This window comes from Aidingimonas lacisalsi, from assembly GCF_008079445.1.
Taxonomy (GTDB): Bacteria; Pseudomonadota; Gammaproteobacteria; order Pseudomonadales; family Halomonadaceae; genus Aidingimonas; species Aidingimonas lacisalsi.
The window spans coordinates 176,526-196,139 of record NZ_VRYH01000001.1 but is presented as its reverse complement, the minus strand read 5'-3'; the positions used below and the strand labels follow the sequence as shown (position 1 = coordinate 196,139).

20 protein-coding genes are annotated in these 19,614 nt (G+C 59.7%); 13 read left to right on the top strand and 7 right to left on the bottom strand.

Features of this window, described 5'->3' with window-relative positions; all coding sequences use genetic code 11:
• Positions 1-27: 27 nt before the first annotated feature.
• Entirely contained in the window at positions 28-1,056 is a 1,029-nt protein-coding gene (locus FVV99_RS00895) for an amino acid ABC transporter substrate-binding protein (RefSeq protein WP_148252122.1), read from the bottom strand.
• A 454-nt stretch (positions 1,057-1,510) separates the two neighbouring features.
• Here FVV99_RS00895 and FVV99_RS00890 point away from each other — a divergent pair, with 454 nt between their 5' ends.
• From FVV99_RS00890 to FVV99_RS00830, 13 genes are all read left to right on the top strand, one after another.
• The gene (locus tag FVV99_RS00890; protein ID WP_148252121.1) at positions 1,511-3,622 is read left to right on the top strand and encodes an adenosylcobalamin-dependent ribonucleoside-diphosphate reductase; all 2,112 of its coding nucleotides are present in this window, start codon (positions 1,511-1,513) and stop codon (positions 3,620-3,622) included.
• Positions 3,623-3,640: 18 nt separating this feature from the next.
• Positions 3,641-4,381 (top strand): ribonucleoside-diphosphate reductase, encoded by a 741-nt coding sequence (locus FVV99_RS00885; RefSeq protein WP_148252120.1) that lies wholly within the window; start codon positions 3,641-3,643, stop codon positions 4,379-4,381.
• A 7-nt stretch (positions 4,382-4,388) separates the two neighbouring features.
• Positions 4,389-5,375, top strand: a complete 987-nt coding sequence (locus tag FVV99_RS00880) for a LysR family transcriptional regulator (protein WP_148252119.1) — start codon at positions 4,389-4,391, stop codon at positions 5,373-5,375.
• A gap of 110 nt (positions 5,376-5,485) precedes the next feature.
• Positions 5,486-6,529, top strand: a complete 1,044-nt coding sequence (locus FVV99_RS00875; RefSeq protein WP_148252118.1) for a TRAP transporter substrate-binding protein — start codon at positions 5,486-5,488, stop codon at positions 6,527-6,529.
• Positions 6,530-6,600: 71 nt separating this feature from the next.
• The gene (locus FVV99_RS00870; protein ID WP_148252117.1) at positions 6,601-7,089 is read left to right on the top strand and encodes a TRAP transporter small permease; all 489 of its coding nucleotides are present in this window, start codon (positions 6,601-6,603) and stop codon (positions 7,087-7,089) included.
• Complete coding sequence (locus FVV99_RS00865) at positions 7,086-8,363, top strand: TRAP transporter large permease (RefSeq protein ID WP_148252116.1); 1,278 nt, start codon at positions 7,086-7,088, stop codon at positions 8,361-8,363. The genes FVV99_RS00870 and FVV99_RS00865 overlap by 4 nt, the downstream gene beginning before the upstream one ends.
• A gap of 23 nt (positions 8,364-8,386) precedes the next feature.
• Positions 8,387-9,160: a M15 family metallopeptidase gene (locus FVV99_RS00860; RefSeq protein ID WP_148252115.1), complete on the top strand. Its 774-nt coding sequence runs from the start codon at positions 8,387-8,389 to the stop codon at positions 9,158-9,160.
• Between the two features lie 165 nt (positions 9,161-9,325).
• Positions 9,326-9,952: a hypothetical protein gene (locus FVV99_RS00855; RefSeq protein WP_148252114.1), complete on the top strand. Its 627-nt coding sequence runs from the start codon at positions 9,326-9,328 to the stop codon at positions 9,950-9,952.
• 88 nt (positions 9,953-10,040) lie between these two features.
• The gene (locus tag FVV99_RS00850) at positions 10,041-10,388 is read left to right on the top strand and encodes a hypothetical protein (protein WP_148252579.1); all 348 of its coding nucleotides are present in this window, start codon (positions 10,041-10,043) and stop codon (positions 10,386-10,388) included.
• 71 nt (positions 10,389-10,459) lie between these two features.
• Positions 10,460-11,725 carry a M20/M25/M40 family metallo-hydrolase gene (locus FVV99_RS00845; protein WP_148252113.1) on the top strand — a complete coding sequence of 422 codons (1,266 nt, stop codon included), beginning with the start codon at positions 10,460-10,462 and terminating at the stop codon, positions 11,723-11,725.
• Positions 11,722-12,117 (top strand): copper resistance CopC family protein, encoded by a 396-nt coding sequence (locus tag FVV99_RS00840; protein WP_148252112.1) that lies wholly within the window; start codon positions 11,722-11,724, stop codon positions 12,115-12,117. Before FVV99_RS00845 ends, FVV99_RS00840 begins: the two co-directional genes overlap by 4 nt.
• A gap of 3 nt (positions 12,118-12,120) precedes the next feature.
• The gene (locus FVV99_RS00835) at positions 12,121-13,014 is read left to right on the top strand and encodes a CopD family protein (RefSeq protein ID WP_148252111.1); all 894 of its coding nucleotides are present in this window, start codon (positions 12,121-12,123) and stop codon (positions 13,012-13,014) included.
• A 312-nt stretch (positions 13,015-13,326) separates the two neighbouring features.
• On the top strand, positions 13,327-13,737 hold the full coding sequence (locus FVV99_RS00830) for a hypothetical protein (RefSeq protein WP_148252110.1): 411 nt from the start codon (positions 13,327-13,329) through the stop codon (positions 13,735-13,737).
• A gap of 73 nt (positions 13,738-13,810) precedes the next feature.
• Here the strand turns inward: FVV99_RS00830 and FVV99_RS00825 are convergent, their stop codons facing one another.
• From FVV99_RS00825 to FVV99_RS00800, 6 genes are all read right to left on the bottom strand, one after another.
• Positions 13,811-15,016, bottom strand: coding sequence for a Tm-1-like ATP-binding domain-containing protein (locus tag FVV99_RS00825; protein WP_148252109.1), 1,206 nt, complete (start codon positions 15,014-15,016; stop codon positions 13,811-13,813).
• Between the two features lie 69 nt (positions 15,017-15,085).
• Positions 15,086-15,520 carry an SRPBCC family protein gene (locus FVV99_RS00820; protein WP_148252108.1) on the bottom strand — a complete coding sequence of 145 codons (435 nt, stop codon included), beginning with the start codon at positions 15,518-15,520 and terminating at the stop codon, positions 15,086-15,088.
• 19 nt (positions 15,521-15,539) lie between these two features.
• A complete protein-coding gene (locus tag FVV99_RS00815; RefSeq protein ID WP_148252107.1) occupies positions 15,540-16,367 on the bottom strand; it encodes a phosphoenolpyruvate hydrolase family protein in 828 nt (275 codons plus the stop codon).
• 33 nt (positions 16,368-16,400) lie between these two features.
• Complete coding sequence (locus tag FVV99_RS00810; RefSeq protein WP_148252578.1) at positions 16,401-17,381, bottom strand: branched-chain amino acid ABC transporter permease; 981 nt, start codon at positions 17,379-17,381, stop codon at positions 16,401-16,403.
• Between the two features lie 2 nt (positions 17,382-17,383).
• Positions 17,384-18,271: a branched-chain amino acid ABC transporter permease gene (locus tag FVV99_RS00805; protein WP_148252106.1), complete on the bottom strand. Its 888-nt coding sequence runs from the start codon at positions 18,269-18,271 to the stop codon at positions 17,384-17,386.
• Positions 18,272-18,352: 81 nt separating this feature from the next.
• On the bottom strand, positions 18,353-19,582 hold the full coding sequence (locus FVV99_RS00800; protein WP_148252105.1) for an ABC transporter substrate-binding protein: 1,230 nt from the start codon (positions 19,580-19,582) through the stop codon (positions 18,353-18,355).
• Positions 19,583-19,614 lie beyond the last annotated feature (32 nt).

Here is a 19,614-nt window from a genome sequence, read left to right as displayed (position 1 = left end):
CGTCGTCGGACGTCTGATGCGGAGTGATCAGCGGATCGGTGGTGCGTAATGAATGCCACCATCGGTCCATAGTCGATTCACGCCACGTTCGATTTCGAGAGGTGAATCCATGCCTACATTGCGATCATAGCTTTCGGCGTAGTTACCGACTTGGTCAATGATGTTGTAGGCCCAGTCGGCTTCTAGCCCCATTTCTTCGCCATAGTTGCCGTCTTCACCCAGCAGACGGGCGATACTGGGGTTTTCGGAATCCAGCATGTCATCGACATTCTCGCTGTTGACCCCATACTCTTCGGCATTGAGCATCGCGAACAACGACCACTTGACGATATTGAACCAGGTATCGTCGCCCTGGCGGACTACCGGTCCCAGTGGCTCCTTGGATATGACTTCAGGCAGTACTTCGGCGCTTTCCGGATCGTCAAGCTGGATGCGAAGGGCTGCCAGTTGTGAGGTATCCGAGGTCAGTACGTCACAGCGCCCGGACTCGAACCCACCGACGGTCTGCTCGGAGGTATCGAATACGATCGGGTTGAACTCCATGTCGTTGGCATCGAAGTAATCGGCGAGATTGAGTTCGGTGGTGGTGCCGGATTGCACGCAGACGGAGGCGCCATCCAACTCCTTGGCACTGGAGATACCTAGATCCTTGGAGATCAGGAAGCCCTGACCGTCGTAGAAGGTGACCCCGGTAAAATTGAGGCCTAATGTCGTGTCTCGGGTGGTGGTCCAGGTAGTGTTGCGCGACAGAACGTCGACTTCTCCGGACTGCAGTGCCGTAAAACGTTCCTGAGCGGTCAATGAGGTGTAGCTAACCGCCTCGGAATCCCCCAAGACCGCCGCAGCGACGGCTCGGCAGACATCGACGTCAATGCCTTGCCAATTGCCTTCGTCGTCGGGAGCTGAAAAGCCTGGGAGACCGTCGCTCACACCACACCGGACTTCGCCTCGCTCTCGGGTATCCTCGAGGGTGTCGGCTTGAGCTTGGCCGACCATGCCCAGACTGAGGGCGGCGGCCGAGGTCATAAGTACCAAGGCATTCTTGTCGTATCGCATTGGAGTCCCTCGCGATTGATGGAGTTATTGTTGGTTGACGAGTTGCATGCCGTTGAAGCATGTACCCTGGCCCTAGCAAAAACCGTTCCTAAAATCAGCGATGCTTTGTTACTGAGGCTACGCTGGCCCATGAGTACGCCAAGCGAAGGATGACTGGTTTCTCATGAATGAGCGGTGATAGCCGTGTTGCGAACCACCTTGCACCAAAAACGCCCGGCAGCAGTGCAATTGACGTCCTTGCGACAAGTCGCCACGGCGATGCTGGCGATCCTTGGCGTCGATCAACGAGATAGTTCGACCATATATGGTAGTCATCGGGTAACCGATCGCCATATATGGTGTGACGGCAGAATGGGCTATCCTGACAATGCCGGGTACCGCCAGTGTGGCGCTTGTCATGTCGACCGACCGCCCATGGGTCGATGCGAGTTCCCGCTCAATCGGAGAGTGTTGCATGGATACGTCGACTAGAGGGCTCGACTCCGCCGATCAGGTGCCGCTCCAGGCGCCTTCGCGCGAGATCTGGGACAGCAAATACCGCCTCAAGGACCGCCATCAACGGCCGGTCGAGCAGAACGTGACCGATACCTATGAACGGGTGGCGCGGGCGCTGGCCGCCGTCGAAGGCGATCAGGCCGATATCTGGCTGCCCCGGTTTCGCTGGGCCCTGGAAAATGGTGCGATCCCCGCCGGTCGGATCCTGTCCAATGCCGGGGCCGATGACTACAAGCCAGCGGTTAGCCTGATCAACTGTACCGTGTCGCGCACCATCCACGACAACATGCACGATATCCTGGATTCGGTGGTGGATGCCGGCATGACGCTGAAGAGTGGCGCCGGCATCGGTTATGACTTTTCCACCCTGCGGCACAAGGGAGCCTTCGTGTTCGGGGCCGGCGCCGGTACCAATGGGCCGCTGGCGTTCATGGATGTACACGACAAGATGTGCTTCACGGTGGCCTCTGCAGGTGGCCGGCGTGGCGCCCAGATGGCGACGTTCGATGTCGGCCATCCCGATGTCGAGGACTTCATCCAGGCCAAGCGCGAACCCGGCAGGTTGCGCCAATTCAATCTGAGTCTGTTGATCACCGATGAATTCATCGAAGCGGTCAAGCAGGATACCGACTGGCACCTGGCGTTCCCCCTGCACCCCGCCGAAAAACCGGACGTCACCGACGACGACATCATCTACCGTGACTGGCCTGTCGTTGAAGAGGGCTATACCGTCGATGACGAGGGCCGGGTGGCGTGCCGAATCGTCAGCACCGTCAAGGCCAGGGCGTTGTGGGATACCATCATGCGCGCGACCTACGACTATGCCGAGCCGGGCTTCATCCTGATCGATCAGGTCAACCGCATGAACAACAACTGGTTCTGCGAGGAGATACGCGCGACCAATCCCTGCGGTGAGCAGCCATTGCCTCCCGAGGGCGCCTGCCTGCTGGGGTCGGTCAATCTGACGCGGTTCGTGCTGGAGCCGTTCAGCGACCGGGCGCGTTTCGATTGGGATCGCTATCGCCAGGTCGTGGCGATCTTCACGCGCATGCTCGACAACGTGGTGGAGATCGCCGGCTTGCCGCTGGAAGGGCAGCGGCGTGAACTGGAGGCCAAGCGTCGTCACGGCATGGGCTTCCTGGGGTTGGGGTCGACGCTGACCATGCTCAGGATGCCGTATGGATCGCCGGAATCGCTCACGTTCACCGACGAGCTGGGCCGTGTGCTGGCAGTCGAAGGCTGGCGTCAGGCACTGGAGCTGGCACGTGAGAAAGGCATGGCACCGGTGCTGGCGGAGTCGTTCGCGATCACGCCGAAGATGCTGCGTGATCGGCCGCAGCTCAAGACGGACGGGTATGAAGTCGGCGACCGGGTGCCCGGGCGCATCCTGCATGCCCGCTATAGCGAGTACATGCGCCAGATTGCCGAGGTCGAGCCCGAGCTGGTGGCCGCCCTGGCCGAGCAGGGGGCACGGTTTACCCATCACTCATCGATTGCACCGACCGGTACCATCAGCCTGTCGATGGGTAATAACGCGTCCAACGGCATCGAGCCGTCTTTCTCGCATCGCTATTTCCGCAACGTCATCCGCTCGGGGAAGAAGACCAAGGACCAGGTAGAAGTCGTGTCCTTCGAGCTGGCGGCCTATCGCCATTTCGTCGCGCCGGACGCCGTGGAGAGCGACCTGCCCGACTATTTCGTGACGGCCGCGGCGGTCACTCCCGAACAGCACGTGGCAGTGCAGGCGGCGGCACAGACCTGGATCGATTCGGCGATCTCCAAGACCGTCAATGTGCCCACCGACTTTCCTTATGAGCAGTTCAAGGATCTTTATCTGCAGGCCTATGAGAAACGCCTCAAGGGGTGCACGACCTTCCGCTTCAATCCCGAGGCCTTCCAGGGGGTGCTGGTTCGCGAGACGGACTTGCAGAACACCACTTATGTCTTCGAACTGGAAAACGGCGAGACGCTGGAACTCAAGGGCGATGAAAAAGTGATCTATGACGGGGAAGAGCACACCGCTGCCAATCTCTACGATGCGTTGAAGGAGGGCACCTATGGTAAATGGTAATAGACGAGGAGCAGTCTGATGGCCGTCGAGATCCAATCGAAGATCGTCTCCTACCGCGTCAGGCAGCCCGCGGCAACGCCGCCGCTGGCAGACGAGGACCCTTTGACGGTGCGTATTCCTTCCCGCCCGGAAGGCACGCTGGAAGCCGTCTCGGAGAAAATCGCCTATATCGGTGCCGAGGGACGCAAGAAGGTCTATGTCCTGGTCTCGTTCATGCCGGTGGAGGGTGTATTGGATGGCCAGCGTGTGGTAATCGAGCGGCCGGTGGAATTCTTCTTTCCCTCTGGCCAGCTTTCCAGCGAGCATCAGTGGATCACCGCCACCATGCGCAGCCTGTCGTTGGCAGCGCGGGGCGGATACGTCACCCAGGCACTGGCTGATCTGCGCAAGGTGGCCTGGGACAAGGGGCTGGTGCGCTGCGGCGTTAACCGCTGGGGCAAGCCGATGTTTCACGACTCCGAGGTGGCGGCGATTGCCTGGTCCATTCAACAGATTCTCTATCGTCGCGGCTTCGTCGATATCGATGGCAATCAGGTACCGGTGGCGGAACTGGTCAGGCGCTATGCGCACCGGCTCACGCACGGGACTCCCTGGCAGGCTCCCGAGCCGGAAGAAGTGGCACGTCAGGAGCAGCAGGCCGAAGCGGCGGCCGGCGGCCCCGCTGTCGTCGGATATTGTCCGGAGTGCAATGGTGAGCTGATCATGATGGATGGCTGCCCGACTTGCTACTCGGGGTGCGGTTGGTCGAAATGCGGATGAGTCCGGAATGATCAATCAGCGTGGCCTGCGATATCTCAACGAAGTCATCCGGCGCGGTTCGTTACGGCGCGCTGCGGTTCATCTCGATGTCGATGCGTCAGCGGTCAGCCGTCAGATCAAGGCGCTGGAAGAGACGCTCGGTGTGACCCTGTGCGAGCGCGATGGTAGTGGCATGCGCGCCACCGAGGCGGGCAAGCTGCTGATCGAGTATCACCATACCCAGCGTGCCGCAGAAGAAGCCGTGCTGTCACGGTTGATGGCGATCCAGTCGCTGGAAGGCGGTGAGGTAAGGATCGCCGTGGGCGAGGGGTTCATCGCCGACCTGATCTCCGCACCACTGCAAACCTTCATGTCTGCGTTCCAGGGCATCGAGCTCGAAGTGCGCATGGCGGGCGTCAATGAGGCCATGTCACTGGTCAAGGACCGAGAGGTCGACCTGGCATTGTTGTATGCCCCGCCCGTCGACCCGCTACTGGATTGCCACGTGGAAACCCGGCAGCCACTCGACTTGATCGTACCGCCCGATCATCCCCTGCTGGCCCTCGAGCGGCCCATCGCGCTGGCGGATCTGGTCGACTGGCCGTTGGGCCTGATGGACAACCCCTTCGGCATGCGCCAGATGGTCAACATGGTCGCGCAGCAGGAGCGTGTGCACCTGAAGTCGCGCCTGCATACCAACTCGGTCGCCGTGCTGAAGAACTTCGTTCGTTCGGGAATGGGGGTGACATTCATGCCGGAACTCACCGTCATGGAAGAGTTGCGCAACGGCGATATGCGGGTGCTGCCGATGTCGCATCCGGCCTTGAGTGGTGCCCGGGCCCAGATCGTCAGCCGCACGGGACACGAGTTGACGGTTGCGGCCGATGCCTGTGTCGCGCACCTGCGTCGTGGCATGCGCTTCTTCAATGCCGATGCTCCGCGTCTGTTGGATGCGCTTGATGTTGCAAAAAAGACAACGCAATCGGCATTGCATAGTCAACAGATCAATACCTAGGCTGCCGGTACAGCGTTGGCACAACGCTCTTCCATGTAAGTGACGACCGGTGTTGCCAATGGGTTCCGGCTTGCATGACATCGAGTGACAACAACAAGGAGACTCTATCTATGACAGTCACACCGCGCTTTCCCCTTACCGCGCTGGCTAGCGCTTGCCTGCTGGGCAGCATGACGTTGGTGGGTACGGCACAGGCCGCTACGACCGTGGATCTGGGATATAACGGGGCACCGGACCCCGAGAAGAATGCCGTGCATGTATTCGCGACCAATCTCAAGACGCTGGTGGAGGAAAAAACCGACGGCGAGATTGAATTGAATCTCTATCCCAATAGTCAGTTGGGTGAGGAACAGGAGCGCATGGAGCAGACCATGAACTCCCCGAGCCTCAACATCGCGTCGTTTGCGGGGATGTCACCGTTGGTGCCCGAAATTTTCGTCAGTGCCATTCCCTTCCTGTTCGATGATTTCGGGGACGCGCGCGAGTTCTTCGATGAGGGGGAGTACTGGCAGGAGTTGGAAGCGGCACTGCATGAACGGACCGGTATCGAGATGCTGGCCGTGGTCGAGGAGGGTGGTTTCCTGGCCTTCACCAACGACGAACGGCCGATCCATTCACCGGATGATTTCGAAGGCTTGCGCTTCCGTGCCATGGACCCCAGCCAGGTGGCGCTCTATGAATCGTTCGGGGCGTCGGGCACGCCGATTCCCTGGACCGAAGTCTATACCGCCTTGCGTAGCGGTGTCGCCGATGGCCAGATGAATCCGCCGATGTATATCATCATGGGCAGCCTCTATGAGGTGCAGGATCACCTGACCCTGGCCAATATCCAGTATTCGGACCAGTTTCTGGTCGGTAACGGTGACATGATCGATAGCTGGGACGAGGATCTTCGCGCGGCGTTCATGGAGGCCGTCGATGAGGCGACCGAGATGGCTCGGGAGCACAATGAAGAGCGGGTCGACGAACGCATCGCCTACCTCGAAGAGGAGGGCATGGAGATCGTGCGTCCCGACGAGGCGGACCTGGAAGCCTTCCGTGAAGCCGGGCAGCCGGCGTATCTGGAGTGGTTGACCGAGGAGCAGGGAATCGACCAGCGCTGGATCGAGATGGCACTGGAAGATGCCGGCATGACGCACCTGCTGGACGACTGATACGCCCATCGTGTTTGATTGACCGGCAAGGATGAGCCCTTGCCGGCCTCCGCTGTCTTCAAGGAAATACCATGATGTCGCTGCGTTCCCGCGTGCTGGCGATCAGTCGACCTGTGTCGCTGTCCATTGCCGGCACCCTGTTGTTCATCGATCTGGCCGTGATTCTGTATGGCGTCTTCACGCGTTATCTGCTGGGTGGCGCACCGATCTGGACCGACGAACTGGCGCGCTTTCTGATCATCGGTTGCGTGATGCTGGCTGCCGGTGCCGTGTGGGTGGAAGGTGGCCACATGCGTGTGGCGCTGGCGGAGCGGTTGTTGCCGATGCGATTGTCGCGGTTCTTGAATCTGTATCAGTGGCTGCTGACGGTGACGTTGGCCGTGGGCGGAGCCATCATCAGTTATCGCTACGCCCTGTCGGTATCGATGTTTACCTCATCGGGGCTGGGCATCAGCCGTACCATCCCGATGCTCTCATTGCCGATCGGCTTCGCTCTGCTCGCCTGGCATGCGCTCTGGTACGGTCCGGCGCCGTTGCCCACCGTGGAGGACTCGGCATGACGCTAACCATGCTCGCGGTCTTCCTGGTTCACGTCATGCTGGGGCTGCCGCTATTCATCTCGCTGTTGACCACGGCGATGGTCGGATTCCTGTTCGTCGATCCCGGCATGATCCCGCGTATGGTGCCGCAGCAATTCTTTGGTGGCATCAATGCCTTTTCGCTGATGGCGATTCCACTGTTCATCCTCGCCGGTAACCTGATGAATGCCAGCAGTCTGACCGAACGGCTGATGGGGTTGGCACGGCTACTGGTCGGTCATCTACGCGGAGGCATGGGGCACGTCAACGTGGTATCCAGCGTCTTCTTCGCCGGTGTCAATGGCTCCGCGGTAGCGGATACGTCGGCACTAGGGTCACTGCTGGTACCGGCGATGCGCAAGGAGGGGTATTCCACGGCCTTCGCTGCCGGGCTGACCGCCGGCAGTTCTCTGATCGGCCCGATCATTCCGCCCAGCATTTTCATGATCCTCTATGCATCGCTGACCAATACGTCGGTAGGTGACCTGTTCCTGGCCGGTGTCATTCCGGGGCTGGTCCTGGGGATGGCCTTCATGGCCATGAATGTCTGGTACGCCTGGCGCCATGGGTTGGCCAAGCGCAGTACGCTACCCACACTGCGTGAACTGGGTGTCGCAGCGGTGGGAGCGCTGCCGGCACTGATCGCGCCTTTCATCATCGTGGCCGGTATCGTCATGGGCTTCGTCACGCCGACCGAATCCGGTGCCCTGACAGTGCTGTATGTGGCCCTGTGCGGTCGTCTGCTGGGGCAGTTGGGGTTGACGGAGCTGCGCTCGGCGATCGTCGAGACGGCGCGGCTGACATCGGCCATTTTCCTGATCATGGCGGCGTCCTCGGTCGTCAGTTGGCTGCTTGGCTATGCTGAAGTCCCGGAGACGTTCGTGGCCTTGCTGGAGCCCTTCGCCGATCAGCAGATCATGGTCTTGTTGATGCTCAGCCTGGTGACATTCGCCACTGGCATGTTCATGGAAGAAGTCTCGGCGTTGATGCTGCTGACGCCGATCTTCTCGCCGGTCGCGATGATGGCCGGTATCGATCCGGTTCACCTGGGGATCATCATCACGTTGAACATTACTATCGCCTTGATCACGCCGCCCATGGGGGCCTGTGTCTTCGTGGCGGCGGCTGTCAGTCGGCTGGAAATCGTTTCTCTGTTCCGCACGATCTGGCCTTTCGTGCTCACGGCACTGCTGGTGCTGGTACTGCTGATCGTCTTCCCGCCACTGACACTCTGGTTACCAGGCGTCCTCGGATAGCAAAACAGAGATGGAGTCGTGACATGACGGACCATAGCGACAGCAAGAACGCCGCCTCGTCGACCCGCCCGGCCATTCCTTCCCGGGCGCACCCGGACTGGTCGGTGGTTTCCCACATCCCGATTGACGCCAGCGACGAACCGCTGGTGCCGGTCAGTCTCGCCCCTGAGCCGGTCAAGGTCTTTCCCATCTACGCTCGCGAGGGTCTGCCGGGTGCGGTGGCGGAATGCTATCTGCGTGAGGGGGTCTACCGGCGGCTGCTACATGCCGCTCGCGCCTTGCCACCGAGGCTGGGCCTGGTCGTGCTGGATGGCTGGCGGCCCTGGCGGGTTCAGCAATACCTCTTCGATACGCTCTACTCGACGATTCAGTCCAAGCACGACGAACTCGATGAACAGGAACTGATGCGGCGTACCCGGGAATTCGTGTCGTTGCCCAGTCGTGACCCCCTGGCGCCCAGCCCCCACCTCACCGGCGGTGCCGTGGACGTGACGTTATGTGACGCCGATGGCCTGATGCTCGATATGGGGACCGCTTTCGACGAAGCGATACCCGCCTCCCACGCCGATTATTTCGAGACCCTCACGACGCTCGATGCACGCCAGCGACAGGCACGCGATCGCCGGCGTTTGCTTTATCACGCCATGCACGCCGAAGGTTTCACCAATCTGCCCAGCGAGTGGTGGCATTTCGATTACGGCGATCAGCTATGGGCGAGCTACGGGGGGCATGACCGCGCCCTCTATGGCCCGTCCGAACCCGAGACCATCGAAAACCGTTGGCGGCGGCAATTGTAGATTGCTCGCCAATTTTTGAGATAACAAACTTAGGTGCGGTAAAAGACCGCACTTGGTGTAGTGATGGTTGATTTTGGCAATACAGGGGAGCACTATCGGTGCACTATATCGATGATCAAGTGCTTGATCGTTGACGGTCTGTCAAAGTCAGCAGGGTGAGTTGGCGTGTTTGATTATTTTATTTTTTTGATGATTTATGCCGGAATTACGATATCCATCTATCAAGTGTATCAGGCTCACTATAATCAAAATTTCGGAGACTATGACAAGAGGCGAACTGCCAAGAGCCAAGAGTACAAGGAATTGTGTCTCAAGGCGAGGCAGTATGAAGAAACGGGCGATGCATCGAACTTCATTCAGTCGGTAGAACGAATTTTTGGCGGTAACTTTGACCATAGAATTGCGCTGGCTGCCTTTGTGGAGGGTAAGGAAGAAATCAACGTAGAATCACTGTTACGTCGAAAGCATAAGATTGTTTGTGGCGATAAGGTAAGTATTATGCACATGCCTTATTGGAAGACCGATCCTCCTTCAAAGGATCTTAGAGGAGTCATGCTTGCGGTAATTGTGATTAATTGTTTCTTGGTGATTTTTTTAGGCGGATTGAGTGTTTACACTGTAGGTTATGAAGTCCCGGTGGATTATCTCGTGTGGCTCAATGATGAACTCGTCTTAATGCTTTTGATCTATGCCTTGATAGTGGTGACGCATATCGTTTATAGACTTGATATATACATGTATGACATCTATCAAGTGGGAAAACTCAATGACGCATTGCGTCAATCGCACTGATAAGCCAGAGGTGTAGTCACGAGTCACCGACATGCTACTCACTCCAAGCACGTTACTGGTGGCTCGATGGCGTAAAAGGAGCGAACCGATGCCGGCGTATGACTCCGAGACTTCCCTGGCGACCCGCGCGCGGCGGATTCTCGAGACAGCGCCCGAGGCGGCGTTGCCGATGACTTACCAACAACTCGCCGAAGCGCTGGGTCTACAGCCGCCGCGTACCATTCAGCGTGTTGCCCAGGCATTGGAGACCCTGATGCGCGAGGATGCCGCCCAGGAGCGACCTTTCATCGCGACCCTGGTGATCAGCCGCCGAGACCCCCTGCCAGCCCAAGGGTTCTTCGATCTTGCCGTCGAACTGGGACGCTTTCCGTCCGACCCGGCACAGCATGACGACGCCTACCGCACCGAGTACCATCGAGCGTTGCAGGCACGGTAGTCGGCAAGCCGTCAGTCGCAAAATCTGGCAGACTGGGAGTATCCATTCTGATGCCATAAAGAGGGAGCGACATGAGCGACGCGAATCACCCCTGGACCCAGCCGATGCCGGAACAGCAATTCTCTCTGATGCGCCGCATTCTGGATGCCCCGAGTCCGGTGGGGCTGGAGGGCGCCATGACCTACGGTGTGCTCAAGCCACATTTCGAGAGCTTCGCCCCCAAGGACTGGCACGTGCATCAGTTCAAGGGCCATGCCGGTGTCGTGCTGGACACGCATCCGGGCCATGATGACATGTTCAAGGTGATGATCATCGGCCATGCCGACAAGATCCGCATGCAGGTGCGTTCCATCGGCGAGGACGGCAAGATCTGGATCAATACCGACTCCTTCCTGCCCACCGTGCTGATCGGTCACGAGGTCAAGCTGTTCAGCGAGGACCCTGAGAACCCCGGTAGCTACCGCGTGATCCAGGGCGGCACGGTCGAGGCGCTGGGCGCCATCCATTTTTCCGACCCGTCGGTGCGGACGGGCGACAAGGGGATCAAGAAGGAGCAGATCTATCTGGATCTGCAGATCCATGGCGAAAACAAGAAGCAGCAGGTCAAGAATCTCGGGGTGCGCCCCGGGGACTCCATCCTGCTCGACCGCCCCATCCGTCCCGGCTTCAGCCCCGATACGTTCTACGGCGCCTACCTCGATAACGGACTGGGGTGTTTCGTGACCGCCGAGATCGCGCGTCTGATTGCCGAAGCGGGCGGTACCAAGCAGGTGCGTGTGCTGTTCGCCATTGCCAGCTACGAAGAGATCGGCCGTTTCGGTAGCCGGGTGCTGGCCGGCGAACTCGAGCCGGATGTGCTCATCGGCGTGGATGTGAATCACGACTACGTGGCGGCCCCGGGCATCGGTGATCAGCGCATGCAAGCGCTGGAAATGGGCAAGGGCTTCACAATGTCGGTCGGCTCCATTGCCAGCGAACAACTCAATCGCGTTATCGAAACCACGGCCAGAGAGCACGCGATTCCCATGCAGCGCGATATCGTCGGGATCGATACCGGTACCGACGGCATGGCCGGTGTGTTGGCTGCAGTGGACTGCGCCGCTACCTCCATCGGCTTTCCGATCCGCAACATGCATACCATCTCGGAAACCGGTAACACCCAGGATGTCCTGGCTGCGATCCATGCCCTGACACGGGCCCTTCAGACGCTGGATGGCTTATCGGATCTCCACCGGGAGTTTCTCGACAACCATCCACGTCTCGACCAGGCCGGCCCGCTGACGCATCAGGGCTCGGATAAACCCGAGAACGAGCAACATGATGAAGGGGACACATGACGATCATTGATTGCACAGCCGGCAAACAAGCCGGCCGTATAAGAAGGTGTTGGCGCTTGGCTGCGACGGTCGGCTTGGTGACCGTCAGTTCCCTGGCGTGGTCGCATACGCATGTCATCGCGACGCACCCGGCCGATGGCGATGTGCTGCAGGAGCCGCCGGAACGCATCGCGGTCGAGTTCGACTCGCCACTACGGATGACCCGGTTCGAGGTTACCGATCCCCGAGGGACGGTCGAGTTGAACGAGGACACGATCGGCGCAATGGCCGAGCAGCACGAAGGTGTGCCGGTCGCCCCCCTTGCGCCGGGCAAGTACCGGGTCGAGTGGCGGGGGCTTACCGACGATGGCCATAGCATGTCGGGCGACTTTGGCTTCACGATCGACGACTAGAAGATGATCGACACGCTGCTGAACGGTTGGGATGTCTGGGTGGTTGCCCGTGAACTGGCTACGGTCGGTTTTTACGCCGCCGTTCTCATGGCAGTGGGTGGGGTACTGTTTCGCGCCGCCTTTCCTGCGTTGCCGGTCGTTCAGCAGGAACGATTGGTGAGAGTCAGCCAGGTTGCAGCCTGGATGGGGATAGGGCTGGCCTTGTTACTCTGCCCGCTGCATGCAGCCTATCTTGGCGGTGGTTCGCTATCAGCGGCATACGACTCGACGCTGTTGTGGATCGTGCTGCACAGCGCTCAAGGTGAGCGGCTGTGTCTGGCGGTGGTCGGCCTGCTATTGCTGCAGGTAGCCTTGATCGGGGGTCGGCTTCCCCTCCTGCGCCATGTCGTCGGCAGCCTGGGTATCGTTCTGGTGCTGGTGGCTTTTGCATTGGTGGGACATACGCGTGGCAAGCCCATGCTTAGCGGACTGCTGATCGCTCACCTGGCCATGGCGGCATTCTGGCTGGCGGCCCTGCTACCGTTGTATCGTCTGCTGCGTGCCCCGCAGGGGTCGTTACCGGCGCGTCAGTTGCAGCGTTTCAGCTACCTCGGCGCGGGCATGATCGCGGTGTTGCTCATCGCCGGTGGCGTCCTCGCTGCCTGGCTGCTGGGCGGTCGAGTCTCTGCGCTCTGGCTCTCGGCATACGGCCAGGTACTGTCACTCAAATTGGCCCTGGTCGCGCTGCTGCTGGCACTGGGTGGGCTCAACCGTTGGCGCCTGGTGCCTGCCCTCGCCCGGGGCGAACGTCACGCCCGTCGGCACTTGCGCCTGAGCATCGCTGGCGAAGGCGTCGTGATGGCACTGGTGTTGTTCGCCGCGGCGTTGTTGATGAATGCCGGGGCACCGATGACATAGCTGGAATGGCTTGGCCATGAATCTGGTCACTGCCCACGCTCCTGCTGCAAGACCCATCTCACTGACTGACTATTCCACTACCGGATCTGACCAAAGCATCCGTGCTCCTTCTCTGGTGCAGGGCGCCTGGCATCGCGCGTATCTTCGCTTTGGCCAGAGATAATTTCGTTCTATGTGTTTTCCATGGTGATAAATACTGACTATGCCCGGTATATAAGCCAACTATTTTGTTAGGAAACTAATATTATGGTAGCTTACAAACCATCGGAAGCCCCTTGGACCCAAGGGGCGTAGAGCGAAGGAGAGAGATCTGTGAAATACGCAACAGTCATGATGAAAGCAATTACTGGTGGTGCCCTGGCGCTGGGCTTGATCGGTCAGGCCGCAGCCATGGGGGGAGCGAGTACCCATACTCTGGAGCCGGGTACATCGAGCTCGCAGCAGGTAGCCGGTACGCAGCGCTATACCCTTCAGGTGGATCAGCCGACACAACTGGAAATTCGTAGCCAGAGCGTGGCGCACGGTGAATCAGCGCATTTCCGCTTGAGCGGTGTCTTGCTGGATGATGATCAGAACGTAGTCGCAACCGCCGAGCAGGTAGGTGGCCAGATTGCGTTGAACCACTCGGTACAGCCCGGCGCTTATGTGTTCGAAGTGAACGGCCAGTCTCTGGGCGGTACACGTGAAGGCATGAATAGCTACGTGCTTGAGACGCAGTTGTAATCCAGTCGCCAAATGACCTACCGGGCCACCCTCAGGGGTGGTCCGCTCAGACCGATAGCCGCCGGTCGTATTCTCATTCCTCCCCCATCACTTCCCGAAAGTGCTTCACCAGCATCGCCGCAAACTCCGGATCATTGATGTGGTATGGATAGCGGATGATACGTCGTTGCTTCGTCTGTGCGACCGTAGCTTCGAGAGCGTCGAATAGCGCGGCGTCGGCCTCGGGGTCGTGAAACGGTTGGCCTGGGGCATCGAGGGCGGAGATGCCCTTTTCGGGCAGCAGGAAGCGGACCGGCCCTTGGCTGCGGTTGAGCTTCTCCCCGATCCACCGCCCCATTTGTCGGTTTTCGTCGACGGTAGTCCGCATCAGTGTGACATGTGGGTTATGGGCATGGATCAGGCGCTGGCGGTATGTCTCAGGCAGAGTATCGCTGGGGCCGAAGTTGACCATGTCCAGGGCACCGCAGGAGCCGACATAGGGAATGTCATGGTGGGTCAGTGTGTCCAGACGTGTATCGCCGGCGCTGAAGATACCGCCCATGAACAGATCGCAGACCTCGGTGGTGGTGATATCGAGCAGGCCACTGACCATGCCGCAATCGGCGAGCTTTTCCATCGATTGGCCACCGGTGCCGGTGGCATGGAAGATCAGGCAGTCGTAATCGCTGTCCAGTGCTTCCTTCACCTGAGTCACGCAATCGGTCGTGACACCGAACATGCTCAGACCGATGGCGGGTTTGTCGTCGCTGATGTCGCGTCGATTACCGTTCATCATCCCGGCCAGCGCATGGGCGGCGTTGCCCAGCACGTTGCGGGAGATGCGGTTGAGCCCGGCGACATCGGTGACCGAGTAGATCATGGCGATATCGCTGGGGCCGACATAGGAACCGACGTTGCCGGAGGCAACCGTCGAGACCATGACCTTGGGCACGCCGATATCCAGCGAGCGCATGGCGGGCGTGACCAGAGCCGTACCGCCGGAGCCGCCGAGACCGAGGATGCCGCCGATGTCAGCTCGGCCCTTGATGAACCGCTCGAGTGCGTCGGCCATGGCGGCGATCGCGCTGCCGCGGTCATTGGTAAAGACTCGCTCGGCGCCATCAGGGTGACACTCGGCGACCACTCGGGCGGAAATGTCGGCACCCGTCGGAGGGGCACCACTGGTGCTGACATCCACGATCAGGGTATCCAGGCCGGCAGCTTGTAGCAGATCGCGCACGTAGCCGAGTTCGGTGGCCTTCGTGTCGCAGGTGCCGATGAGGTAGGCAATGTGTGCCATGGCGTGCTCCTTGGCGGTCCCTGTCAGGCAGGGCCTTGTTGTTGTCTATCGTGTTTCTTGCGTGCCGGATTACGACAGATGCTCGGTGACACCTTCGAAGGCCAGTCGGAAGGTATCCGAGACTCGCTGCATCACGTCTTGATAATTGGCATCGTCGACCTCGAATTCCGCCCACCACTCGCCGAAGCACTGGTTAGTGGTCGTCACGGGTTTCAGTTGCATCTCGGACACATAGTGCCTTACGGGCAGTGCCGGAGCCTCGAGGATGCGATAGCAACATAGATGCTCGCGGTCCGAGAGTGACAGCAGTTCTTCACGGATGGCATTGCCGTCATGATCGTGGAAGTGTCGGACACAACCGATCTGATCGGCGGGTTTGCCATCTTCGATATAGCTGGTGGCGAAGAACGGGTGGTAAGTCGGCAAACCGTTGAAGTCGCGCAGGACACTCCAGGCCCGCTCGAGCGTGACGGGCATGACGGCGCTGATATAGACCCTGGCCATGACGTGCCTCCCTTGTTGATTATTGAATGGCCTTGAATTGACGGATCTGGTGCGTCAGTGCCAGCTCGGTAGGCAGACGTTCCATGCTGCTGGCACCGTAAAAGCCGTTGCAGTGCTCGCTGTTGCGGACCACGTAGGCGGCATCTTCGGGCGTGGCGATGGGGCCACCGTGACAGATTACCAGGACATCCTTGCGTACACGGCGCGCTGCCTCGGCCCATTCGTCGATCAGTCGAACGGATTCATCCAGGCTCTTGGCCGATTCGGCGCCGATGGTGCCGCCGACGGTAACGCCCATATGCGGTACGATGATGTCGGCGCCGGCCTCGGTCATGGCCACGGCTTCGTCGGCACTGAAGACATACGGCGTGGTCAGCATGTCCAGCGCATGCGCCTGGCCGATCATGTCCACTTCGGACGCGTAGCAGATACCCGTCTCTTCCAGACTGATACGGAAGGTGCCGTCGATGAGTCCCACGGTCGGGAAGTTCTGAACACCTGCGAAGCCCAGATCCTTCAGTTCGCGCAGCAACTTGGGCATGATCACGAACGGGTCGGTGCCGTTGACGCCGGCCAGCACCGGGGTGTGCTTGACCACCGGCAGCACTTCCAGCGCCATCTCCTGGACGATCTGGTTGGCATTGCCGTAGGCGAGCAGGCCGGCCGATGAAGCACGTCCCGCCATGCGGTACCGCCCGGAGTTGTAGATGACGATCAGGTCGATCTCACCGGCTTCTTCACACTTGGCGGATATGCCGGTACCGGCACCGCCGCCGATGATGGGCTGTCCGCGTCTGGCCATGTCCTGAAACTTGGCCATCAGGCCGGCTCTGTCGAAATGGGTCATAGCAATCTCCCGAGGTTGATGATGAGTGAGTGGTCAGTGATGGGGTTTGGGTTTTGTGTCGATTGGAGTTGATGCGGTTGGCGACGGACGACGTTTCAGGCGTTGTTGAAGCTGTCCTAGCACGCCACGCCTGAATACCAGGATGCAGGTCATGAAGACGACACCAGTGATCACCGTGACCCAGGCTCCGAAGGGATCCAGATAGTGGCTCAGGGTCGAGATGATGGCAGCACCCACGGCGGGGCCGAATACCGTATTCATGCCGCCCAGTAGCGTCATCAGAATGACGTCGCCCGATGTGTGCCAATGCACGTCGCTGAGGGCCGCCAACTGAAAGATGATGGCCTTGAGCGATCCGGCGATACCGGACAGCCCCGCGGAGAGCGTGAAGACAATGATCTTGTAGCGAGCCACTGGATAGCCCAAGGAAATGGCGCGTGGCTCATGCTCGCGAATGGCGCGCAATACATGACCAAAAGGCGAATTGACCGTACGCCACACGACCCATAGGCCGGCACCGATGATGCACAGCACGACATAGTAGAGAGCGGTGTCGCTAGCGAGATCGATGATTCCCAGGAACGTGCCGCGAGGAATCCTCTGAAGGCCGTCTTCGGCGCCGGTGAACGGCGCTTGCAGAAAGAAGAAGAACACCAGTTGTGACATGGCCAGGGTGATCATCGCCAGATAGATGCCGCTGCGACGGATGGCCAGGGCACCGATGATCGTGCCCAGCAATGCTGCCACCACACCGCCGGCCAGAATGCCGAGATCGGTCGGGACACCATAGACCTTGACCAGATGGCCGGTAACGTAGGCGCCGGTACCGAAGAAGGCGGCGTGGCCGAAGGAAAGGATGCCGGTGTGGCCCAGCAATAGGTTGAAAGCGCAGGCGAAAAGCACGAAGCAAAGTGTCTTCATGACAAAGATGTCATAGACCAGTGCCGGCACGAAGGGCACGATCAATAGTGCCAACAGGCCGACGGCGGAAAGCGCCAGGAACAATGTGCGCATCATCAGCCCTCCTCTCTGCCGAACAGGCCGGCCGGCCGCAACATGAGGACTAGCACCATGATCAGGAAGACGATGGTGGACGAGAACTCCGAATAGAAAACCCGCGTGAACCCTTCCACGACGCCTAGCCCGAGGCCGGTGATGATCGCCCCCTTGATCGAACCGAGCCCGCCGATGACCACGATGGCGAATATCGTGATGACCAGACTGGAGCCCATCGAGGGATTGACATGGAAGATCGGCGCGGCCAATACACCGGCAAACGCCGCCAGACCGACGCCAGCACCGTAAGTCAGGGTGACCAGACGCGGCACATTGATGCCGAATGCCTGGGTCAGTTCGGGGCGTTCCGTTGCCGCCCGCAGGCTGGCGCCGAGCGACGTTCGCTCGATGACGTACCAGGTGGCAAAGCAGGCGAGCAGGGCGGCGACGATCACGAAGCCACGATATGTCGGTAGGATCATGAAACCGAGATCGATGGTGCCGCTCAGCCACTCAGGGGTGGCGAAAGGCTGGCCGGATGAACCGAACGCGACCCGGAACCCGCCTTCCAGTACCAACACCAGGCTGAAGGTCAATAACAGGCCATAGATAGGGTCGAGTCCATAGAGGCGGCGCAGGAACAGCCATTCGAAGACCATGCCCACCAACGCCACGAGCAAAGGGGCGAGGAAGAGTACGACCCAGTAGTTGGCATCAAGATGCTGGGCAAGCAGGAACGCTGTGAACGCGCCCAGCATGAAGAAGGCGCCATGGGCGAAATTGACGATCTTGAGCACACCGAAGATGATCGCCAATCCCAGGCTCAAGACGGCGTAGAAAGCGCCGTTGACGATGCCCAGCATGAGTTGCCCCAACAGGGCTTGAATCGGAATACCGAAGATAATCATGGTCACCTGCACACAACGAGAACGAAGTCAGTGAGAGACCGCTACTCCGCCCATTGCGGAGTAGCGGTAGCGCGGCAGCTATCATTCATCGTCGAGCAAGTGGCAGGTGCTTTCTTCCAGCGGTTGGAAGGCTTCCTCACCAGGAATGGTGGTCACCAGGTCCAGGTAGTCATAGTCGTATTCGGACTCATCGGGAGATTTCACCTCCCACAGGTACTGGTCATGCACCATGCGGCCGTTGGGGCGGATATAGCCGTCCTCGGCGAAGAAGTCGTTGATCTCCATTTCGCGCATCTTTTCCGAGACGGCTGCGGAGTCGTCCGTGCCGGCGGCTTCGATGGCGTTCAGGTAGTGCATGGTCGATGAATAATTGCCGGCATGCGCCATGTTCGGCATGCGGCCGGTGCGTTCGTGGAAGCGCTCGGAGAACTCACGGGTGTCGTCATCCGCATCCCAGTAGAAGGCATTGGTCAGCAGCAGTTCCTGAGCGGTTTCCAGTCCCAGGCTGTGGATATCGTCGTACCACAACAGCAGGGCGGCTGGTTGCTGGTCGGGAGTGACACCGAACTCGGCCAACGCATTGATGGCGTTGATGGCATCCGCTCCTGTCGAGGCGATGCCGATGATATCTGCCTGGGATGCTTGTGCCTGAAGGGCGTAGGATGAGAAGTCACTGGTGTCCAGCGGGTGGCGGGCAGCCCCCACGACCTGGCCGCCGGCATCCCGCACGACCTCGGATACCTGCTCCTCGAGGCCGATGCCGAAGGCGAAATCCACGGTCAGGAAGAACCAGGAATCACCGCCGTCCTCGACGATCGACTTGCCGGTGCCATGCGCCAGCGAATGAGCATCGTAGGTGTAGTGTGTGACGTACGGCGAACAGTACTCGTTGGTCAGATCCACGTTGGATGATGAGTTGACGATGGCATGGCGCTCGCGCTCATCGGCAACGGCTGCCACCGCGAGGGCGACTCCGGAGTTGGACAAGTCGTTGATCATATCCACCCCTTCGCTGTCGTACCACTCGCGGGCACGGCTGGCGCCGGTGTCGGCTTCGTTACGGTGATCGCCATGAATGACCTCGATCGGCACGCCGTTGACCTCACCGCCGAAGTCTTCCACGGCCATTTCGACGGCCGTCACGGCTGCTTCACCCGAAAGGTCGGAGTAGATACCCGACATGTCGGTCAGCACGCCGATACGCACTAGATCATCACTGTAGTCGTCATTCGCCATGGCGCTGGAAACACTACCGATGCTCAGTACGGCGGAAGACAATGCGATTGTTTTCAATGTGTTCTTGGCTGGCATGATTCTCTCCTGCTCGTTTTATGAGCCATTGT